The 17,211-nt window shown below is 71.6% G+C and carries 16 protein-coding genes; 8 read left to right on the forward strand and 8 right to left on the reverse strand.

Features of this window, described 5'->3' with window-relative positions:
- Window positions 1-334 precede the first annotated feature (334 nt).
- Window positions 335-1,681 (forward strand): methylation-associated defense system protein kinase MAD6, encoded by a 1,347-nt coding sequence (gene mads6 / locus HD596_RS11720; protein WP_185069286.1) that lies wholly within the window; start codon window positions 335-337, stop codon window positions 1,679-1,681.
- The gene (locus tag HD596_RS11725; RefSeq protein WP_185069287.1) at window positions 1,678-2,196 is read left to right on the forward strand and encodes a GNAT family N-acetyltransferase; all 519 of its coding nucleotides are present in this window, start codon (window positions 1,678-1,680) and stop codon (window positions 2,194-2,196) included. Before mads6 ends, HD596_RS11725 begins: the two co-directional genes overlap by 4 nt.
- On the opposite strand, the gene HD596_RS11730 is transcribed toward HD596_RS11725, so the two are convergent.
- On the reverse strand, window positions 2,193-4,883 hold the full coding sequence (locus tag HD596_RS11730; RefSeq protein ID WP_313043663.1) for an AfsR/SARP family transcriptional regulator: 2,691 nt from the start codon (window positions 4,881-4,883) through the stop codon (window positions 2,193-2,195). The two genes, HD596_RS11725 and HD596_RS11730, sit on opposite strands and share 4 nt — an antisense overlap.
- Window positions 4,884-4,991: 108 nt before the next feature.
- Between HD596_RS11730 and HD596_RS11735 the strand changes: the two genes are divergently transcribed.
- A complete protein-coding gene (locus HD596_RS11735; RefSeq protein WP_185069288.1) occupies window positions 4,992-5,888 on the forward strand; it encodes a M23 family metallopeptidase in 897 nt (298 codons plus the stop codon).
- A 37-nt stretch (window positions 5,889-5,925) separates the two neighbouring features.
- Here the strand turns inward: HD596_RS11735 and HD596_RS11740 are convergent, their stop codons facing one another.
- The gene (locus tag HD596_RS11740) at window positions 5,926-6,732 is read right to left on the reverse strand and encodes an FKBP-type peptidyl-prolyl cis-trans isomerase (protein WP_185069289.1); all 807 of its coding nucleotides are present in this window, start codon (window positions 6,730-6,732) and stop codon (window positions 5,926-5,928) included.
- 114 nt (window positions 6,733-6,846) lie between these two features.
- Between HD596_RS11740 and HD596_RS11745 the strand changes: the two genes are divergently transcribed.
- Both HD596_RS11745 and HD596_RS11750 read left to right on the forward strand, forming a co-directional pair.
- On the forward strand, window positions 6,847-7,878 hold the full coding sequence (locus tag HD596_RS11745; protein ID WP_185069290.1) for a DUF2293 domain-containing protein: 1,032 nt from the start codon (window positions 6,847-6,849) through the stop codon (window positions 7,876-7,878).
- Complete coding sequence (locus HD596_RS11750; protein WP_185069291.1) at window positions 7,875-8,255, forward strand: MmcQ/YjbR family DNA-binding protein; 381 nt, start codon at window positions 7,875-7,877, stop codon at window positions 8,253-8,255. The genes HD596_RS11745 and HD596_RS11750 overlap by 4 nt, the downstream gene beginning before the upstream one ends.
- Here HD596_RS11750 and kynU read toward each other — a convergent pair.
- From kynU to HD596_RS11775, 5 genes are read right to left on the reverse strand one after another with little or no spacing between them, the layout of a single operon-like run.
- Complete coding sequence (gene kynU, locus HD596_RS11755; protein ID WP_185069292.1) at window positions 8,248-9,447, reverse strand: kynureninase; 1,200 nt, start codon at window positions 9,445-9,447, stop codon at window positions 8,248-8,250. The two genes, HD596_RS11750 and kynU, sit on opposite strands and share 8 nt — an antisense overlap.
- Entirely contained in the window at window positions 9,444-10,532 is a 1,089-nt protein-coding gene (locus HD596_RS11760; RefSeq protein ID WP_185069293.1) for an ABC transporter substrate-binding protein, read from the reverse strand. Before HD596_RS11760 ends, kynU begins: the two co-directional genes overlap by 4 nt.
- Window positions 10,533-10,549: 17 nt before the next feature.
- Entirely contained in the window at window positions 10,550-10,981 is a 432-nt protein-coding gene (locus tag HD596_RS11765; protein ID WP_313043674.1) for a RidA family protein, read from the reverse strand.
- Complete coding sequence (locus HD596_RS11770; protein ID WP_185069294.1) at window positions 10,978-11,775, reverse strand: 2-keto-4-pentenoate hydratase; 798 nt, start codon at window positions 11,773-11,775, stop codon at window positions 10,978-10,980. Before HD596_RS11770 ends, HD596_RS11765 begins: the two co-directional genes overlap by 4 nt.
- A complete protein-coding gene (locus tag HD596_RS11775; RefSeq protein ID WP_313043676.1) occupies window positions 11,768-13,177 on the reverse strand; it encodes an aldehyde dehydrogenase family protein in 1,410 nt (469 codons plus the stop codon). Before HD596_RS11775 ends, HD596_RS11770 begins: the two co-directional genes overlap by 8 nt.
- A gap of 123 nt (window positions 13,178-13,300) precedes the next feature.
- Here HD596_RS11775 and HD596_RS11780 point away from each other — a divergent pair, with 123 nt between their 5' ends.
- From HD596_RS11780 to HD596_RS11790, 3 genes are all read left to right on the forward strand, one after another.
- Window positions 13,301-14,014 carry a dienelactone hydrolase family protein gene (locus HD596_RS11780; protein ID WP_185069296.1) on the forward strand — a complete coding sequence of 238 codons (714 nt, stop codon included), beginning with the start codon at window positions 13,301-13,303 and terminating at the stop codon, window positions 14,012-14,014.
- Window positions 14,015-14,054: 40 nt separating this feature from the next.
- Window positions 14,055-14,597: a VanZ family protein gene (locus HD596_RS11785; RefSeq protein WP_185069297.1), complete on the forward strand. Its 543-nt coding sequence runs from the start codon at window positions 14,055-14,057 to the stop codon at window positions 14,595-14,597.
- 152 nt (window positions 14,598-14,749) lie between these two features.
- Window positions 14,750-15,502: a GntR family transcriptional regulator gene (locus HD596_RS11790; RefSeq protein WP_185069298.1), complete on the forward strand. Its 753-nt coding sequence runs from the start codon at window positions 14,750-14,752 to the stop codon at window positions 15,500-15,502.
- 630 nt (window positions 15,503-16,132) lie between these two features.
- On the opposite strand, the gene HD596_RS11800 is transcribed toward HD596_RS11790, so the two are convergent.
- Entirely contained in the window at window positions 16,133-17,110 is a 978-nt protein-coding gene (locus HD596_RS11800) for a hypothetical protein (RefSeq protein ID WP_185069300.1), read from the reverse strand.
- Between the last annotated feature and the right edge of the window lie 101 nt (window positions 17,111-17,211).

Genomic DNA, 17,211 nt, shown 5'->3' on the forward strand with positions numbered 1-17,211 from the left:
AACTGCAACTCAAAAAGCCCACACCGAGGCCCGGGCGGCGCCTCGCTTTCTTGGCACGGGGTTTTCGCACCCGTCAGCGAAAAGCGACTCGCACGCGAGGTTCGGAGTCCTTTTGCCGGGATTTATTTTGGCTCGTCCCGCACCTGATGGGCCGATCCCGCACCGCCGTTTAGCAAACGATCGCCCGAAACTTGAGCAGCGCGGCGGGATACGGAAACGACCATGAATTCCACTCCGCCGCCGGCCGCGTGCCGGAGCCGGGTGCGGCGACGGACCGGTGTCCCACAGGTCGGCCCCCACGCTGTCGATGCGTAGTCGTGGGAGGATACCCCTCATGGCAGAGATCGTCGGCGGGGGACGTCCGGTCAACGACGCCGAACGGCGGGTGATCGCTTATCTGCGCGACCACGCGCCCGCCGACTGGCTGCTGCTGCACAACATCGAGGTTCCGCGCGGCCACGACGTCTTCGAGGTCGACATCATCGTGCTGACCGGCCACTCGATCGTGGTCGTCGACGTCAAGGGCACCAGGGGCCGCATCGAGGTGTCGGGCACGCGCTGGTTCCCGCCGCGCAGGGAGGCGTTCGGCTCGCCCGTGGCCAAGCTGCGGGGCACCGCCAAGGCGCTGAAGGGCCTGCTGGTGTCCAGGGCCACCCAGCTGGAGCGGGTCTACGTCGACAGCCTGGTCGTGCTCTCCTCGCCCGACGCCGAGCTGATCGACCCGGCCGGGCGCGACGCGATCAACGTCACCGACCTGCCCGGTCTGCTCGCCACGCTCAGCGACGTCTCCAGGGTCAGGCGCGGCTGCAGCCCGGACACCAAGCCGTACCTGACCGCGATCCTCGACGCGCTCAACCAGAGCGTCCGCCGCAGCTCCGCGCCGCCGCGGTTCGGCAACTGGGAGGTCGAGGAGCAACTCGGCGGCGACACCAAGATCACCGAATATCGCGCGTTCAACGCCACGCTGCCGGGCAGCGAGACCGTGCTGCTGCGGGTCTACCAGGCCGACCCGCTGGCCGACCACCACGCGCGGGCGGCCGAGCGGCAGCGCATCGCCAACGCGTACCAGACGCTGGCCAGGATCCCCCCGCACCCGTGCGTGGTGCGCTCGCGCGACTTCTTCGCCATCGACGACGAGAGCCGGTTCGTGCTGGTGCTGGACGACGTGCACGGCGAGACGCTGCAGCTGTCGCTGGGCAAGGGCGCCCGGCTGGGCGTGATCCAGGACCTGCTGCGCGGGCTGGCGCACGCCCACGCCCACGGCGTCGTCCACCGGGCGCTGACCCCCGCCTCCGTCCTGGTCACCGACGACGGGCACGCGGTGCTGACCGGGTTCGACTACGCCAAGCCGGGCCCGCGCAACTACACCGTCGCCCACGAGCTGGGCAACGTGCTCGACGCGCACTACGTGGCGCCCGAGTGCCAGGAGCGGCCCGACCTCATGACGACCGCCTCCGACGTCTACGCGGCCGGCGCCATCGCCTACCAGCTCCTCACCGGCCAGTTCCCGACCAGCGCCGACGCCCACGGTCCCGACGTGCCGGAGGTCGTCCGCAGGATGCTCGACCACTCCCCGGCCAAGCGCCCGAGCGCCGCGCAGGCCCTTGACGCCCTGGAGAGCGCCCCGCTCCAGGAGTCCCGCCTCAAGCGACTGGTACGTCGTCTAGTGTCCGGATCATGACTGTTCGCCTGCGTCCCGTCGAAGAGGACGATCTGCCCTTCCTGCACCGGCTCACGAGCGACCCCGACAGCACGGGCGAGTTCCAGTGGTACGGCTTCCGGAACCCCCATCACATGCGGGCGCGCTGGCAGGAGAACGGCATGCTGAGCGACGACGGCGGCATCCTGATCATCGCGAACGGCGACGAGCGGGTCGGCTTCCTGTCGTTCGGCAAGCAGGTCGCCAACCGCGCCAGCTACTACTGGGAGATGGGGCTGATCGTCGCGCCGGAGCACCGCGGCCAGGGCCACGGCACCGAGGCGCAGCGGCTGCTCGCGCGCTACCTGTTCGACCACTCGACGGCCAACCGGATCGAGGCGTCCACGGAGGTCGCCAACGTGGCCGAGCAGCGGGCGCTGGAGAAGGCCGGGTTCACCCGCGAGGGCGTCATCAGGGGCTCCGGCTTCCGGGCCGGGGAGTGGCACGACGGCGTGCGCTACAGCATGATCCGCGCCGACCTCGGCGGAAGGTCCTAGACGGGAAGGCTGCGGCGCAGCGCGCTGGCGTGGCTGAGATAGGTGCGCGCCAGCCCCGTACGGCCGGCCGAGCGGTACAGCTCGCCCAGGAGCTGCGTGGAGGAGGCCGCGCCGCTGAGGTCGCCGAGCTCCTGGAAGATCTCCAGCGACCGCTCGAGCCCGGTGGAGGCCCGCGCCAGGTCCCCGCGCGCCGCCTGCAGCCCGGCCAGGCTCTGCAGCGCGTACGCCCCGCAGTGCCGGTCCCCCAGCGACTCGAAGATCTCCAGGGCGTGCTGGTGGAACGACATCGCCTGGTGCAGGTGCCCCATCTGGAGGCACACGCAGCCCTCCCGATGGGCGTCCCCCAGCTCCTGGGCCAGCCGCATGGCCTGGCCGAGCGACTCCGACGCCTGCTCCAGGTCGCCCGACTTCAGGCAGGCCCGGCCGATGGCCTGGCGGGCGAACGCCTCGCCGTGCCGGTCGCCGGTGGCCACGAAGATGGCCAGCGCGTTCCTGAAGTGGATGAGCGAGTGCGCGGGCCGGCCTCTGAACTGGCTCACGGCCCCGAGCCCGCAGATGGAGGTGGCCTCGGCCCGCCGGTCGCCCAGGTCGCTGAATATCTGGCGGGAGCGGGTGAAGCCGTCGGCCGCCTCATCGTAGCGGTCCTGGTAGAGGCTGACCTGCGCCAGGCCCCTGAGCATGGCGGCCTCGCCGTACCTGTCGCCGGCCGCCCGGGCGGCGGCCAGGGCGGCCGTGTGGGTCCGCCGCCAGGTGCCGAGATGGCAGTGCAGGTCGAGGTACGGGACCATGGCGGCGGCCAGCCCCCACGCCGACTCCGCGAGGCCGGACCCGGCCGCCACGTCCACCGCCCCGGCCAGCGCCTCGTGCTCCGCCTCGAACCACGCCACCGGGTCGGCCGTCAGCCGGTCGAGCGTGCGGCCGGGCAGCCGCCAGCGCGGCGCCCGGGCGGCCGTGAGGCTGAACACGGTGGTCGGCAGCCGCGCCATGGCGTGCTCCGCGGTCGCCGTCCACGCTGCCAGCACCCTGCCCACCGCGTCCGGCCCGGACCGTCCGGGAGGGAGGGCAGGAGCGCGTTCGAGTGCGTGGCGGCCGATGAGGTCGGGGACGCGGTAGCGCGGCTGGCCCACCCCGTCGGTGCCGACCAGGTCCAGCAGGCTGACGTCCACCAGCAGGTCGGTCACGTCGTCGGCCCCGTGCCGCCCGAGCGCCGCGTCGACCACCCATCCGGGCTGCGCGGACGCGCCGAGCAGGCGGAACGTCGCGAGCGTGCGGGCGGCCTCGGCGGGCAGGCGCGCGTACCCGTCGTCGAAGCTGGCCCGCACGTCCCGCAGCTCGCCGAGCCAGTCGTCCTCCAGCCGCTGCCTGAGCACCGACAGCGACCAGCCGGGCCGTGCGGCCAGGCGGGTGCCCGCGTTCCTGACGGCCAGCGGCAGCCCGCCGCAGGCGGCCACGATGGCCAGCGCGGCCTCGCGCTCGCGGGCCACCCGGTCCGCGCCCGCGATGGAGCCGAGCAGGGACAGCGCCTCGTCGGGGGCCAGCGGTCCGAGCTGGACCAGCACCGCGCCGGGCAGCTCGGTGACGCGGCGGCGGCTGGTGACGATCACCGCGCTGCCGTCGCCGGGCAGCAGCGGGCGCACCTGGTCCGCGTCGCGGGCGTCGTCGAGCAGCACCAGCATCGGCCGTTCGGCCAGCAGCGACCTGAACAGCGCGGACCGCTCGCCCACGGTCGGCGGCACGCCGGGGACGCCGAGCCCTCTGAGCGCCTCGGCCAGCAGGTCACCCGGCTCCCGCAGGCCGAGCTCCAGGTGGAGCTGCCCGGCGGGGTAGGCGCCGCACAGCGCGTGCGCCGCGTGCACGGCCAGCGCCGACTTGCCCGAGCCGGGCGGCCCCGAGATCACCGCGACGGAGAACGGCCGGCCCAGCGCGGCCACCTCGCCGGCCCGGCCGGTGAAGTCGGGCAGGCGGGGCGGGAGCTGGCGGGGCACGGCGGGCAGCGCCTCGTCCGCCAGGATCAGCTCGTACGCCCCGCGCAGGTCGGCCCCCGGCTCGACGCCGAGCTCGTCCACGAGCTGGGCCCTGACCGTGGCGTAGGCACGCAGGGCCTCGGCCTTCCTGCCGCCGCTGTGCAGCGTCAGCACCAGCCGCCCCCACAGGTCCTCGCGGTACGGGTGCTCGGCCAGCAGCCCGCGCAGCTCGGACGCGGCCCCGTCGTGGTCGCCGCGCTGGATCCGCCGGTCGATCAGCGCCTCGGCGGCCCACAGTCGTGCCCGGTGGAGAGGTTCGAGGCGGCGGTCCCAGACGGGGCTGCCGGGCAGGTCGGACAGCGGCGCCCCGCGCCAGAGCGCGAGCGCCTCGGCGAACTCGCCCCGGTCGACCAGGGCCTCGAACTCCAGCAGGTCGAGCGCGCCGTCCGCCACGTCGATCGCGTAACCGGCCCCGTCGGCCCGTAGGAGCGCGGGCCCGAGGTCGGAGCGGAGCGAGCTGACGTACGTACGGAGGTTGGCCTGGGCGGAGCGGGGCGGGCGGTGCGGCCAGAGCACGTCGGCGAGCCGGTCGGCGCCGACCACCCGGCCCGCGTCGAGCAGCAGCGTCGCCAGCAGCATGCGGGGCTTCCTGCCGGAGATCCGGACGGGACGGCCATCGCGACGGACCTCCAGCGGCCCGAGCACATGGAAGGTGACCGGCACATCGGCTCCTCTACGGAGGTCTGACAGCTTCCTGTATCGGTTCTGAACGATTCATGTGCGCTTTGTCCAGACCCTGGTCTCAGAGATCCCACGGGAAAGGATCACCCCATGAAGCTCGGCGCAGCAATGGTCGCGGGCCTCGCCTTGTTACTCAGCCTCGGTACGGCGTCAGTCGCCGCGGCCGACCCCGTGCCGGGGTCGGAAGCGCAGCTCCTGGCCACGAACTTCCAGCTCCCGTTCCCCTGCAACCAGACGTGGACGGGCAACTCCAGCAACAGCAGCGCGCACCAGTCGTGGGAGATCGACTTCAACCGGGGCAGCACCGCGGACGCCGACCTCGGCGACACCGTGGTGGCGGCCGCGGCGGGCACCGTGGTGATCTCCGCGCACCAGGGCTCGACCAACGGGTACGGCAACCTCGTCAAGATCGACCACGGCGGCGGCTGGGCCACGTACTACGCCCACCTGAACACCCGTACGGTCAGCCAGGGCCAGGCGGTGTCGCAGGGCCAGCAGATCGGCACGGTCGGCAACACCAGCAAGCCGGGCAACAACATCAGCCCCCACCTGCACTACGAGGTGCGGCTGGGCACCGACTACCCGGCCAACATCCAGAAGGCCGTCTTCAACGGCGTCACCTTCGGCTACCCGCAGCAGTCGGTGACCTCGAAGAACTGCGGCAACCCGCACACCCCGACGGAGGTCTGCGGCTCGGGCTACGACGTGATCGACTCGGCCACGCTCGGCAGTGACGGCGCCGTCTACCTGCTCTACAACTCCTCCAACGGCAACAACTGCGTGACGACGCTGAAGTACAGGAACGTCGGCACGGCCACCGCCACCACGGCCTACCTGGAAGTGGAGGGCAGTACGAGGAAGACGGACTCGGGCAACTTCTCCTACTACGCGGGACCGGTCATCGCCTCGGCGGCCGGCAAGTGCGTCAGGTGGGGCGGCAAGGCCGGCTCCTCGACCTACGACAGCCCGCTCGAACACTGCGACTGACGAGACAGGGGGCCGGGTGGAACGCGCCCGGCCCCTCTCATACGTGAACCGTGCCCAGCACGTCTATGACGTAGAGCGACGGCTCGTCGCCGCGGCCGGAGACCGCCACCCGGCTCCCGACCTGCCGCCCCACGAGCGCGCCCAGCCAGCCGTCGGGCACGTCCCCCTCCTTCAGCGTGAACGCGCTCGGCCCGCCCCTCCGGTAGGACGAGTCCACGACCTTCCGCCCGGGCCATGACGCGGCCACGTACTGGACCACCACCTTCGAACCGGCGAGGACCTCTTCGCCGGAGCCGGCGATGAGCGTGCGGGGCGGCGAGCCGGGCACGATGTCCGCCGGGACCACCGGCAGGGTGCGGCCGACCAGCCGGGCGTCGGGCGGGTAGCCGCCCAGGATGTCGAAGATCAGCACCAGCGTGTCGGCGGGCGAGAGACCGGTCGGCGCGAGGGGCGCGTCCGGGCCGAGCGCCTCGCCCGCGGAGCTGACCACCATGATGCGGCTGCCGGCCGACCGGCCGATGAGCGCCTGCCGCCAGGTCTCCGGCACCCGCCTGCCGTCGAAGACGACCGAGGTGGGCTGGTGGCCGTCGTACGTGCTCAGGTACGGCTGGTTGCCCGACCACCGCCGGATGTCCACGTCGGAGAGCACCACGTCGCCCGGGAGCGTGCGCCGCCCGCTGCCCGTCGACAGCACCGTGATCCGCGGGGTGCGGCCCGGGCTGCCCTTGGGGATGGCCACGACCGGCTTGGTACCGAACGCGCCGGTGACGACGGGCTGCGTGCCCTCCTCGGCCAGGCCACACGAGGTGGCGAGCATGAGCACGGCCGGCAAGAACAGGCGCACGATATCCTCCATGGCCTCACGGCCGGTGGTCCGAACGTGTTACTTGCCGCAAAGGGCAAAAGCAAAGCTGCCGGTCTCGCCATCTCACGACAAAGGCGCGGGAGACTTGGGGTCATGAGCAAGCCCAATCTGGCGCGGAGGGTCGCGGAGGCGGCCGAGGTCGCGCTGGCCACGCGGAAGTACGTGACGTTCATCGACGTGGTGACGGGCCTGCGCTGGCTGCACTCCAGGCACGTGGACACCTGGCGGCAGGGCCGGGCCGGCACGCTGGCCGAGCTCGCGGCCGTGGACGAGGACCGCCTGCTCGCGACGGCCGGCCTGCTGCGGGAGTGGGCGCTGGCCAAGGGGCTCAGGCCGGTGGACACGCCGTACGTGGCCGGCACCCGCGACCGGCGCGAGCTGCGCTTCACCTCCGGGCCCGGGCAGGAGCCGTTCCGCGTGCACTGGCTCTCGCCCGACCTCAGCGAGGCCAGGGTGCGCAAGCTGAGCGAGCCCAAGGTGCCCGACCTGGTGGCGGTGGCCCCGCTCAACGCCTGGACGTGCGCCACCTGCGGCGACACCGGCCCCTACCTGATCATGGAGGAGGACCGGCCGCACTGCCTGACCTGCGCCGACATGGACCACCTGGTGTTCCTGCCGTCCGGCAACGCCGCACTCAGCCGCCGCGCCAAGCAGGAGAGCGGCCTGTCGGCGGTGGTCGTGCGGTACAACCGGCGGCGCAAGGTCTACCAGCGCTTCGGCCTGCTGGTGGAGGAGGCCGCGCTGGCCGCCGCCGAGGAGCGGTGCCTGGCCGACGAGGAGGTGCGCGAGCGCCGCCGCGAACGCGACCGCGTCCGCAGGGCCGAGCAGGACGTCGACTTCCAGGCCCGGATGGCGGCCGAGATCGGCAGGCTGTTCCCCGGCTGCCCCCGGGACCGGGCCCAGGAGATCGCCGAGCACGCCGCCCAGCGCGGCAGCGGCCGGGTGGGCAGGACAGCGGCGGCCAGGGCGCTCGACGAGAACGCCATCACGCTGGCGGTCATCGCCTCCATCAGGCACCTCGACACCGACTACGACCGCCTGCTCATGTCCGGCGTGCCCAGGATGGAGGCCAGGGACAGAATCAGGGAACGCATCGAGCGCAAACTGGAGGAGTTCCGCGGATGAGCGACTGGCACGACGTACGGGAAGAGCTGCGCGCCTTCGCGCTCGGGCTGCCCGAGGCGCACGAGGACCACCCGTGGGGCGAGACCGTCATCAAGGCGAACAAGAAGGTCTTCGTCTTCCTCGGCATCGACGAGCAGACCGAGAAGTGGGACCCGATGTTCAGCGTGAAGCTGGTCTCGGAGGCGCACGGCCACGCGCTGACCGTCGAGGGGGCGGCGCCCACCGGCCACGGGCTCGGCAGGGCGGGGTGGGTGACGGTGCCGTTCCTGTCGGAGCTGCCCGAGACGGAGGTGCTGCTCGACTGGGTGGAGGAGAGCTACCGGGCCATCGCGCCCAAGCGGGCGGTCAAGCGGCTGGACGAGAACCCGGTCAGGTGACCGCCAGGCGCGTGGCGTACCGCTCGTCCCGCCACAGCTCCTTGTCCAGCACCTCGAGCAGCGTGGCCGCCGCGTCGTACACGTCGGCGTAGCCGATGTAGAGCGGCGCGAAGCCGAACCTGAGGACGTCCGGCGCGCGGAAGTCCCCGTGCACGCCCCGGTCGATCAGCGCCCGCATCACCGGGTAGCCGTGGGGGTGGCGGAAGCTCACCTGGCTGCCCCGGGCGGCGGCGTCGGCCGGCGAGACCAGCTGCAGCGCGTCGCCGACCAGGTCCACGAAGAGCGAGGTCAACGCCATGCTCTTGGCCCGCACCTGGTCCATCGGCACCCGCTCCCACACGTCGAGCGCCGCCTCCAGCGCCGCGAACGACAGCACGTGCGGGGTGCCCACCGCGAACCGCCGGACGCCCTCCGCCGGGCGGTAGCCGGTCTCGAACGCGAACGGCTCGGCGTGCCCGTGCCAGCCGGACAGCACGTTCTCGGCGGCGGCGTGGTGGCGCGGGTTGACGTAGAGGAAGGCGGGCGCGCCCGGCCCCGCGTTGAGGTACTTGTACGTGCACCCCACCGCGAAGTCGGCCCCCGAGACGTCCACGTCCATGGCCCCCACGCTGTGGCACACGTCCCAGACCATCAGCGCGCCGGCCTCGTGCACCCGGGCGGTGACCGACGGCACGTCGTGGCGGGCGCCGGTGCGGTAGTCGACCTCCGACAGCAGCACCACGGCCGCGTCGTCGAACCGCCCCTGCGCGAAGTCGCGCACCTCGTAGCCGCCGAGCAGCCCGGCCAGGCCCTGGACCATGTAGTGGTCGGTGGGGAAGTTCCGGACGTCGGAGACGATCACCCGGCGGTCGGGACGCAGCCGCAGCGCCGCGGCCACCGCCTGGAAGACCGCGATCGAGGTGGTGTTGCCCACCACGACCTGCCCGGGGCCCGCGCCGATCAGCGGGGCCAGCCGGTCGCCCGCGGTCAGCGGCTGGGCGTACCAGCCGGCGTGGTTCCAGCCGCCGACGAGCTGACTGCCCCACTCGTCCTCCACCGTCTGCCGCACCCGTTCCGCGGTGCGGCGGGGCAGCGCGCCGAGCGAGTTGCCGACGAGGTAGACGACCCCTTCCGGCAGCACGAACTCGTCCTTGAAAGCCCGCAGCGGGTCGTTCGCGTCTAGGGCGAGGCACTGGTCGCGGTCCACGTTCACTCCTGTTGCGGGGGGATGGTGGCGACTATCCGGTTGACGCCATTCTGGTACTCGCGGACGTACCAGTTCTGCACCGGGTTGTGGGTCGCGTCCAGCCGGAACGGCCCCCGAGGCCCGCCCAGCTCGCCCACCGCCGCCATTCCCCCGCTCGCGGCCAGGCCCCGGTCGATGAGCCGCATGGCGTCCCAGCCCTGGAGGGCGACCGCGGACGGGTTCCGGCCGGTCCTGGCCCGCCACCGGGCCACGAAAGCGGCGTTGTCCGGGTTGTCCAGCGCGGGCGAGTACATGCCGACGGTGGTGATGCCCTCGGCCTCCCGGCCGACGGCCCGCAGCACGTCCTCGTCCGTGAGGTTCTGGCAGCCGAGCAATGCGATCTTGGAGGCGTGCTGCCGGTATCCCTTCAGGAACTCGACCGCCTCTCCCCCGGCGTAGAACGCGTACAGGAGCTTCGTCCCGCGCGGGATCCGCGCGAAGTACGGCTCCAGGTCGGTGACCCTGCCGTAGGGCGTCAGGATGCGTTTGAGCGGCTTTGCGCCGTATCCCTCGGCGAAGCCCCTGAGCGTTTCGACGCCCGCCGAGTAGTCGGAGGCCATGAGCACCACGCCCTCCTTGCCGTACCGGTCGGCGGCGTACCGGCCGGCCGCGTAGCCGTGGTCGTGGTTGGTGTACGACACGCGGAAGACATCCGGGCCGCCCAGCGCGTCGGCGCCCGCGTTGGCGATCACCACGGGCGTGCGGCCCGCCACCTTGACCACCGACTCGGCGACGGGCGAGGAGAGGAGCCCGGTGATCACGTTCACGCCCTCGTCCTCGATGAGCCGCCTGGCCTGCTTCTGGCCCTCCTCCGGGTTGCCCGCGTCGTCGGCCACCACCAGCCCGGCCGGGCGCTCGCCCAGGCGCCCGCCGTGGTCGTCCAGGTAGAGGCGCATGGCGGCCTCCAGGTCGTCGCCGAGCGCGGCGTACACGCCGGTCTGCGAGATGATCGCGCCGACCTTGACCGGGGGATCGCCCTCGGCAAGCAGCGGCGTCGTCCCGCCGCAACCGGCGGCCATCAGCACCACCAGCCCCAGGACGGATGCGCGCACGGCTCACCCCCGGGACGTCATGGCCGCTCCTGCGGGCGGTAGGCGACGGCCTGCATCTCGATGAGCAGGTGGGGGTGCGGGAGCTGGTGGACCGCGACCGTGGCCCTCGTGGGCCCCTCCTCGTCGAAGAACTCGGCGTAGACCTCGTTGTAGCCCTTGAAGTCGTTCATGTTGACCAGGTACGTGGTGATCTGCACGAGGTCGCCGAGCGAGCCGCCGGCGGCCTTGAGGATGTCGCCGATGTTCTCGATGACCGCCCTGGTCTGATCGCGGATGTCCAGGTTCGTCGCGCCGAACGTGTCCACTTCCACGCCCACGAAGGTGCCGTCGGCGCGCCGGCAGTTCGTGCCCGAGACGTACAGGAGGTCGCCTGCCCGCTTGACGTGCGGGAACCTGCCCCGGGGAGTGGCCTTGCCGGGCACCAGGAGCCCTTTGGTGCGTTCGATCACTTCGAGAACACCGCCCGGACGGAGCCCAGCCCTTCGATGCGCGCCTCGAACTCGTCCTGCGGGCCGGCGGGCACGACCGGGCCGAGCGCGCCGGTCAGCACCACGTCTCCGGCGCGCAGCGCGTAGTCGGTGCGGCCGAGCCGGGAGGCGAGCCAGACGGCGGCGTTGAGCGGGTTGCCCATGACCAGCTCGCCGGAGCCGGTCGAGACCTCCTCGCCGCGCCGGGTCATCGTCATCCGGGCGGCCCGCAGGTCGAGCCCGGCCAGCGGGACGGGCGTGCTGCCCAGCACGAACGCGCCGGCCGAGGCGTTGTCGGCGACCGTGTCGGCCAGGGAGATGTCCCAGTCGGCGATCCGGGAGTCGGCGATCTCGATGGCGGGCAGCGCGAACTCCACGGCCCTGAGCACGTCGGCGGCCGTGAAGGGCCCGCCGGCCAGGTCCCTGCCGAGCACCAGCGCGACCTCGGCCTCGGCCCGCGGCTGCAGGAAGGCGTCCACGGGCACGGGGAGCCCGTCGCAGTAGGACATGTCCGCGAAGAGCATGCCGAAGTCCGGCTGGTCGATGCCGAACTGCCGCTGCAGCAGGACGTTGGTGACGCCGACCTTCCTGCCGACCAGCCGCCGTCCCGCTGCGAGCGCCCGCCGCGTGTTGATCTCCTGAATGGCGTACGCCTCGGCCACCGTGCCGACCAGGTCCCTGATCGGCGGGCACGGTTTGCCGGAGCTCGCGGCCTCCGCCAGCCGGTCGGCGACCTGGGATCGGGTGTCCACGGCCTCGGACCATTCGTCATGCATCGGGCTGCTCCAGTCTGATCGTGATCGTGGTGGGTTGGGAGTAGAAGTCGAGTGACTGGACGCCGCCCTCCCTGCCGATGCCCGACAGTTTCATGCCGCCGAACGGGGTGCGCAGGTCACGCAGATACCAGGTGTTCACCCAGACGAGTCCGGCCTCCAGCCGCTGCGCGACCCGGTGGGCGCGGTCGAGGTTACCCGTCCAGACCGTGGAGGCAAGGCCGTACTCGCTGCTGTTGGCCAGATCGACCGCCTCGGCCTCGCTGTCGAAGGGGGCGACATGGCACACGGGCCCGAAGATCTCTTCTCTGTTGAACCTTGACCACTCCGACAAGCCTGCCACCACCGTCGGTTCCACGAAATATCCGCAATCGCGGTTGTCGCCGAACGCGGGGACGCCGCCCCCCGCGAGCACCTTGGCTCCCTCCGAGCGGGCCAGGGCGTAGTAGGAGAGCACCTTCTCGCGGTGCTCCATCGAGATCATGGGCTGCGGCTCGAACTCCTGCGCGCGGGCCGCCAGCCGGGCGCAGAACTCTTCGAAGATCGGCCGCTGCACGTAGACCCGCTCGGTGCACAGGCACACCTGCCCGCCGTTGGTGAAGACCGACTTCGCGGTCCCCTCGACGGCCCGGTCCAACCGGCAGTCCTCGAAGACCAGCCCCGCGTTCTTGCCGCCCAGCTCGAACGAGATGGGCTTGACCCGGTCGGCCACCGTGTTCATGATCGCGGTGCCGGTCCTGGTGGACCCGGTGAACGTCACGGCGTCCACCCCCGGGTGCTCGACCAGGAGGTGGCCGGAGGAGCCGTACCCGAAGATGATGTTGACGACGCCCGCGGGCAGCCCGGCCTCGGCGCAGATCTCGGCGAAGACCGCCGCCGAGCCCGGCGTGTGCTCCGACGGCTTGACCACCACGGTGTTGCCGGCGACGAGGGCGGGCGCGAGCTTCCAGGTCATCAGCAGGAACGGCAGGTTCCACGGGACGATCACCGCGACCACGCCGAGCGGCCGGCGCACGGTGTAGCTGAGCACCCCGGACAGGTGGAAGGCGTCGTCCGGGCGCTGGGCGGCGATCTCGGCGAACGCGCGGAAGTTGGCGATGCCACGCGGGATGTCGAGCGTGCGGGTCTGGTCGATCGGCTGGCCCGTGTCGGCGATCTCCGCGTCCACCAGGTCGTCGAAGCGGGACTCGATGCCCTCGGCCAGGCGCCGCATCCACCCGGCGCGCTCGCCGACGGGCAGCGCCGCCCAGTCGCGGGCCGCCTCCCTGGCCGCGCGCACCGCACGGTCCACGACCTCGGGGTCGGCCTCGTGCACCTGCCTGATCACCGCGCCCGTCACGGGGTCGTGGACGGGGAACGTCTTACCCGCGCCCACCGGCTCGCCACCGATGAAATGGGTCAGCACAACACTCTCCTCTTCCCCCTGTATAGATCGCTGGGCGATGGGCGGACAACGGGTGCGCCGGGACCTTCCTGATCGCATCGTCTCCCCGGAACGCGACCCGCGCCATGCGCGATGCTGTTGCACATGCGAACCAGAACCGATCAAGTGGCTGCCCACGACGGCAGCTTCGACGTCCACCTGTGGTTCCCCGAGGCGGGGACGGGCCCCGGCATCCTGCTCGTCCAGGAGATCTACGGGGTTGGCCCCTACATCGAGAAGGTCGCGCTGGACCTGGCCTCGCGTGGCTACGTGGTGGCCGCGCCGGACCTGTTCTGGCGCCTGCACCCCGGCTGGCTGGGCGAGCACACCCCCGAGGGCACGGCGGCCGCGATCGAGCTGGCCGGCCGGTTCGACTTCGCGCAGGGAGTGGCCGACTGCGCGCTCACGGTGGCCCACCTGGGCGAGCTGCCCGAGGTGGCGGGCGGGGTCGGCGCGCTCGGGTTCTGCCTGGGCGGCTCGATCGACTACATGCTGGCCACGCAGGTGGAGCTGGCCGCGGTGCTGTCCTTCTACGGCTCCGCCGTGCCCGACTCGACGGGGCTCATGGAGCGCATCGCCGCGCCGCTCCTGCTGGTCTTCGGCGGCAGCGACCCGTACATCACGCGCGACCGGGTGGCCGTCGTCGAGCAGGCCGCGCAGGGCCGGCCGAACGTGGTCATGCACGTCGAGGAGGAGGCCGGGCACGCCTTCCACAACAGCGAGGCGCCGATGTTCCACCACCCGGAGGCGGCCGCGCGCACCTGGGAGGTGGCGCTCACCTTCCTGTCGGAGCACCTCCCGGTGACCCTGTCCAGATAGACATCTTCCGGTACCCCTAGATCATCGCCATTATGGGCGGATGGCGCGGACGTGGGAATTGTGGGGAAACGTCATTATTGCTGGTACTTTTGCACTTCCCCTGGCCTTGCTAGCAATCTTGCTCCTCTCCCGTCACCGCGTTCGCGCCGGCCACCCGGCACCGCTGCGCGCGTCGATCGCCGACGTCGGCATAGCGGTCGGCACGGCTCCGTGGATCTGGATGACCCTCACCCCCCGCAACGGTCAGACCGGAGTCAGTCTCGTCCCGTTCAAAGATCTCACCGACCTGGTCAGCGCGCCGTGGGAGGCGGTGTTGGTGCAGGTCGGGGGCAACCTGCTGGTGTTCGCCGCGCTCGGCGCGCTGCTCCCGGTGCGCAGCCGCGCGATGTCCTCTCTCGCGCGCGTTGCGGCGGTCGCGGCCGCATTTTCGGTCATCGTCGAGATCCTCCAGTACGCCTTGCGACTAGGCCGTTTCTCCTCCGTCGACGACGTGCTCCTGAACACGGCAGGTGCCGTGATCTTCGCTTTGGTTACTCGGCGCTGGTGGGCCGATCGGATACCGGCCGGGACCGTTCCACGATAACGGGCTGCTAAAACTCGCCGGAATTCACCACTCGGGCACGATCCGCTCAAAAGAAGGCCGCGACCATCCCTTCTATCTGTGCGATCGTGGACAAGACGGGGCAAGTTCTCTGGAGACGCCACAACCTGGTTGGTGACAGAGGGTGATCAAAGTTGTCTGAATCCCCGGTACCCCACGAGCCCCCTATCTATCGCCGCATCGCCGACGGCCTCCGCGCCCGGATTCTGTCCGGCGAACTGCGCGACGGGGACCGACTACCGGGCGAGAACGCGCTGATGGCCGAATACGCAATCGCACGAGCCACCGCCAGGCAGGCGCTTGCCGTACTGATCAACGAAGGGCTGGCGGTGCCCAAACGAGGTTCGGGGGTTTACGTGCGGCTGTTCAAACCCATCCGCAGGCACGGCTCACGCCGCCTGTCGAGAGAGCAGTGGGGTCAGGGGCGGGCCATCTGGGACGCCGACACGCGTGGCCGGCCTTTCACGGTGGACCGGGTGGAAGTGGTGTTGGAGCGAGCCGGCGAGGAGGTGGCGGGCGTCCTGGAGAGCGGCGAGGTATGGGTACGTCGCCGCCGCTACTCGGTGGACTCCAGACCCGTGCAGCTGGCCACCTCGTATTTCCCGGCGCACCTGGTCGAAGGCAGCGCGATCACCCTCGCGGACACCGGACCCGGTGGCGTCTACGCCAGGCTGGGCGATCTGGGCGTCTCCCCCGCCCACTTCACCGAGGAGGTGCGGGCCCGGATGCCCTCACCCCGCGAGATCGCGCTGCTCGACCTGCCGGGGGGCACGCCGGTGATCGTGATCGCCAGGACCGCCTACACGTCGGGCGGGGTGCCCGTCGAGCTCAACGAGATGGTGCTCGACTCCGCCGCGTACGTGCTCCAGTACGACTTCGATGCCTAGTTTGTCAAGGAAGGTGACCCTGTCCGGCACGATCATTGTGTTCTCTAGAGAAGTGCCGCATCGTCGAAGGAGATGGAAACCTCGCCTGGGGCCGGGAAAGGCGAAACAGCGATGTCCTTTGATCGGCATCTTGCCGAGATTGCCCGGGAGTATCCCCAATGGACCATCTGGCGGAGCGACGCGGGCCGCTGGTGGGCCACGAGACACCGTCCGCTCAGCGCGGCGCAGCGCGATGCCGGATGTGCGATGACCATCGACGCGGACGACCCGGACGGCCTGCGCGGCCGGCTCCGGGACCAGGAGAAGCGGGCCGGCGGGCAGCACCCGCGGGCCGGCCCCGCGCCTCCATGACGCCGGCCGTGGCTCGTCCCACGGCCGGCGCACCAAGAGCAGCCCGGTGCCGTGTCCAGCGTCTCGGCGGCCCCGGCACCGGGCCACCAAACAGGAGGGGCCACTGACGCGGAAGCCTCCGACCCAATCGGGGGCGGGGGCTTCCGCTCCGTGGACCGCCTGCACCGCGGGCCGCGCACCCCTTCCCCGCGCGGTCCCGCGGCTCTCACCGCCCGCTCGGCTGTGGGGCGGTCCCAGCCGGGCGGGCACGCCTCCAGCCGTGCCCGCCCGGGGTGTGGACTACTTGTTCACCTCGGACAGCCGGACGATGTGGATGTCGGTGTCGTCGGAGACGCCCCCCTCCTCCAGGGGCTTTTCCTCCTCGGTCTCCTCCACGATGACCCGCACGTCCTCCTGCGGCGAGACCGGCGAGACCGGCGGGACCGGGGCCGCGACCGCGTCGGGGACCAGCGGCCCGGCCGCCGACTCGGTGCGCATGAGGTCGCCGAGCACGGAGCTGATCTCGGTCAGCCGCCGCACGACCTCCGTGTGCGTGTTGGTCAGATATTCGACCCGCCGCCCCGTCTGCTCGTCGAGCGCGGCGGTGCGCTGCTGCGCGGAGGCCAGCATCGACTCCGAATCGTTGCGCGCGCCCGTCACCAGCTGCTCGGCCTGCGCGTTGGCGGCCTGCAGGATCTGCTCCGCCTCCGCCTGGGCGGCCGTGACCAGCCGCTCGGACTCGGCGCGCGATTCGCGCAGCAGGTCCTCGGCCTCGGTGCGGGCGGCCGCGAGCTGCTCCTCCGCATCCGAGCCCGCCTGGGCCAGCATCCGCTCCGCCGCCTGGGTGGCCTCGTTCACGCGCCGCTCCGCCTCCGCCTGGGCGGAGGTGAGGATCTTGTCGGCGGTCTCGCGGGACGACGTCAGCAGCCGGTCGGCCTCCGACTTGGCCGCGTCGCGCACGCTGGCGGCCTCGGCCTCGGCGTCCTCCCGCTTGGCCGCGGCCTCCTCCTCGCCGAGCCGCAGGATCTGGGCGAGTCTCGGGCTGAGGTCGTCGTAGCTCTGCGGCGCCTCGACCATGCGCCGCCTGGCCTCCGCGAGCTCGATGCGGCCCTGCTCTGCCTGGTCGATGGCCCGGGCCAGCCGCTCTTCCAGATCCCTTACCTGGTTGCGGGTGCGGATCATGTAGTCGTGAACCTGACGGCGGTTGTAGCCGCGCATCACGACCTCGAAGGTGTCCTCTTGCATCAGATCGGGAATGCTCTCGTGCTGGTTCATCATGGGGGTACCTAAGGGTGGTTTGCGTGAGGCGGGGGAAAATTGCGGGTTGTGAGGGTCTGACAACGAGACGTCAGGAAACGACTTTCCTGCCATCTGCCCAC

The organism is Nonomuraea jabiensis, assembly GCF_014204795.1.
Taxonomy (GTDB): domain Bacteria; phylum Actinomycetota; class Actinomycetes; order Streptosporangiales; family Streptosporangiaceae; genus Nonomuraea; species Nonomuraea jabiensis.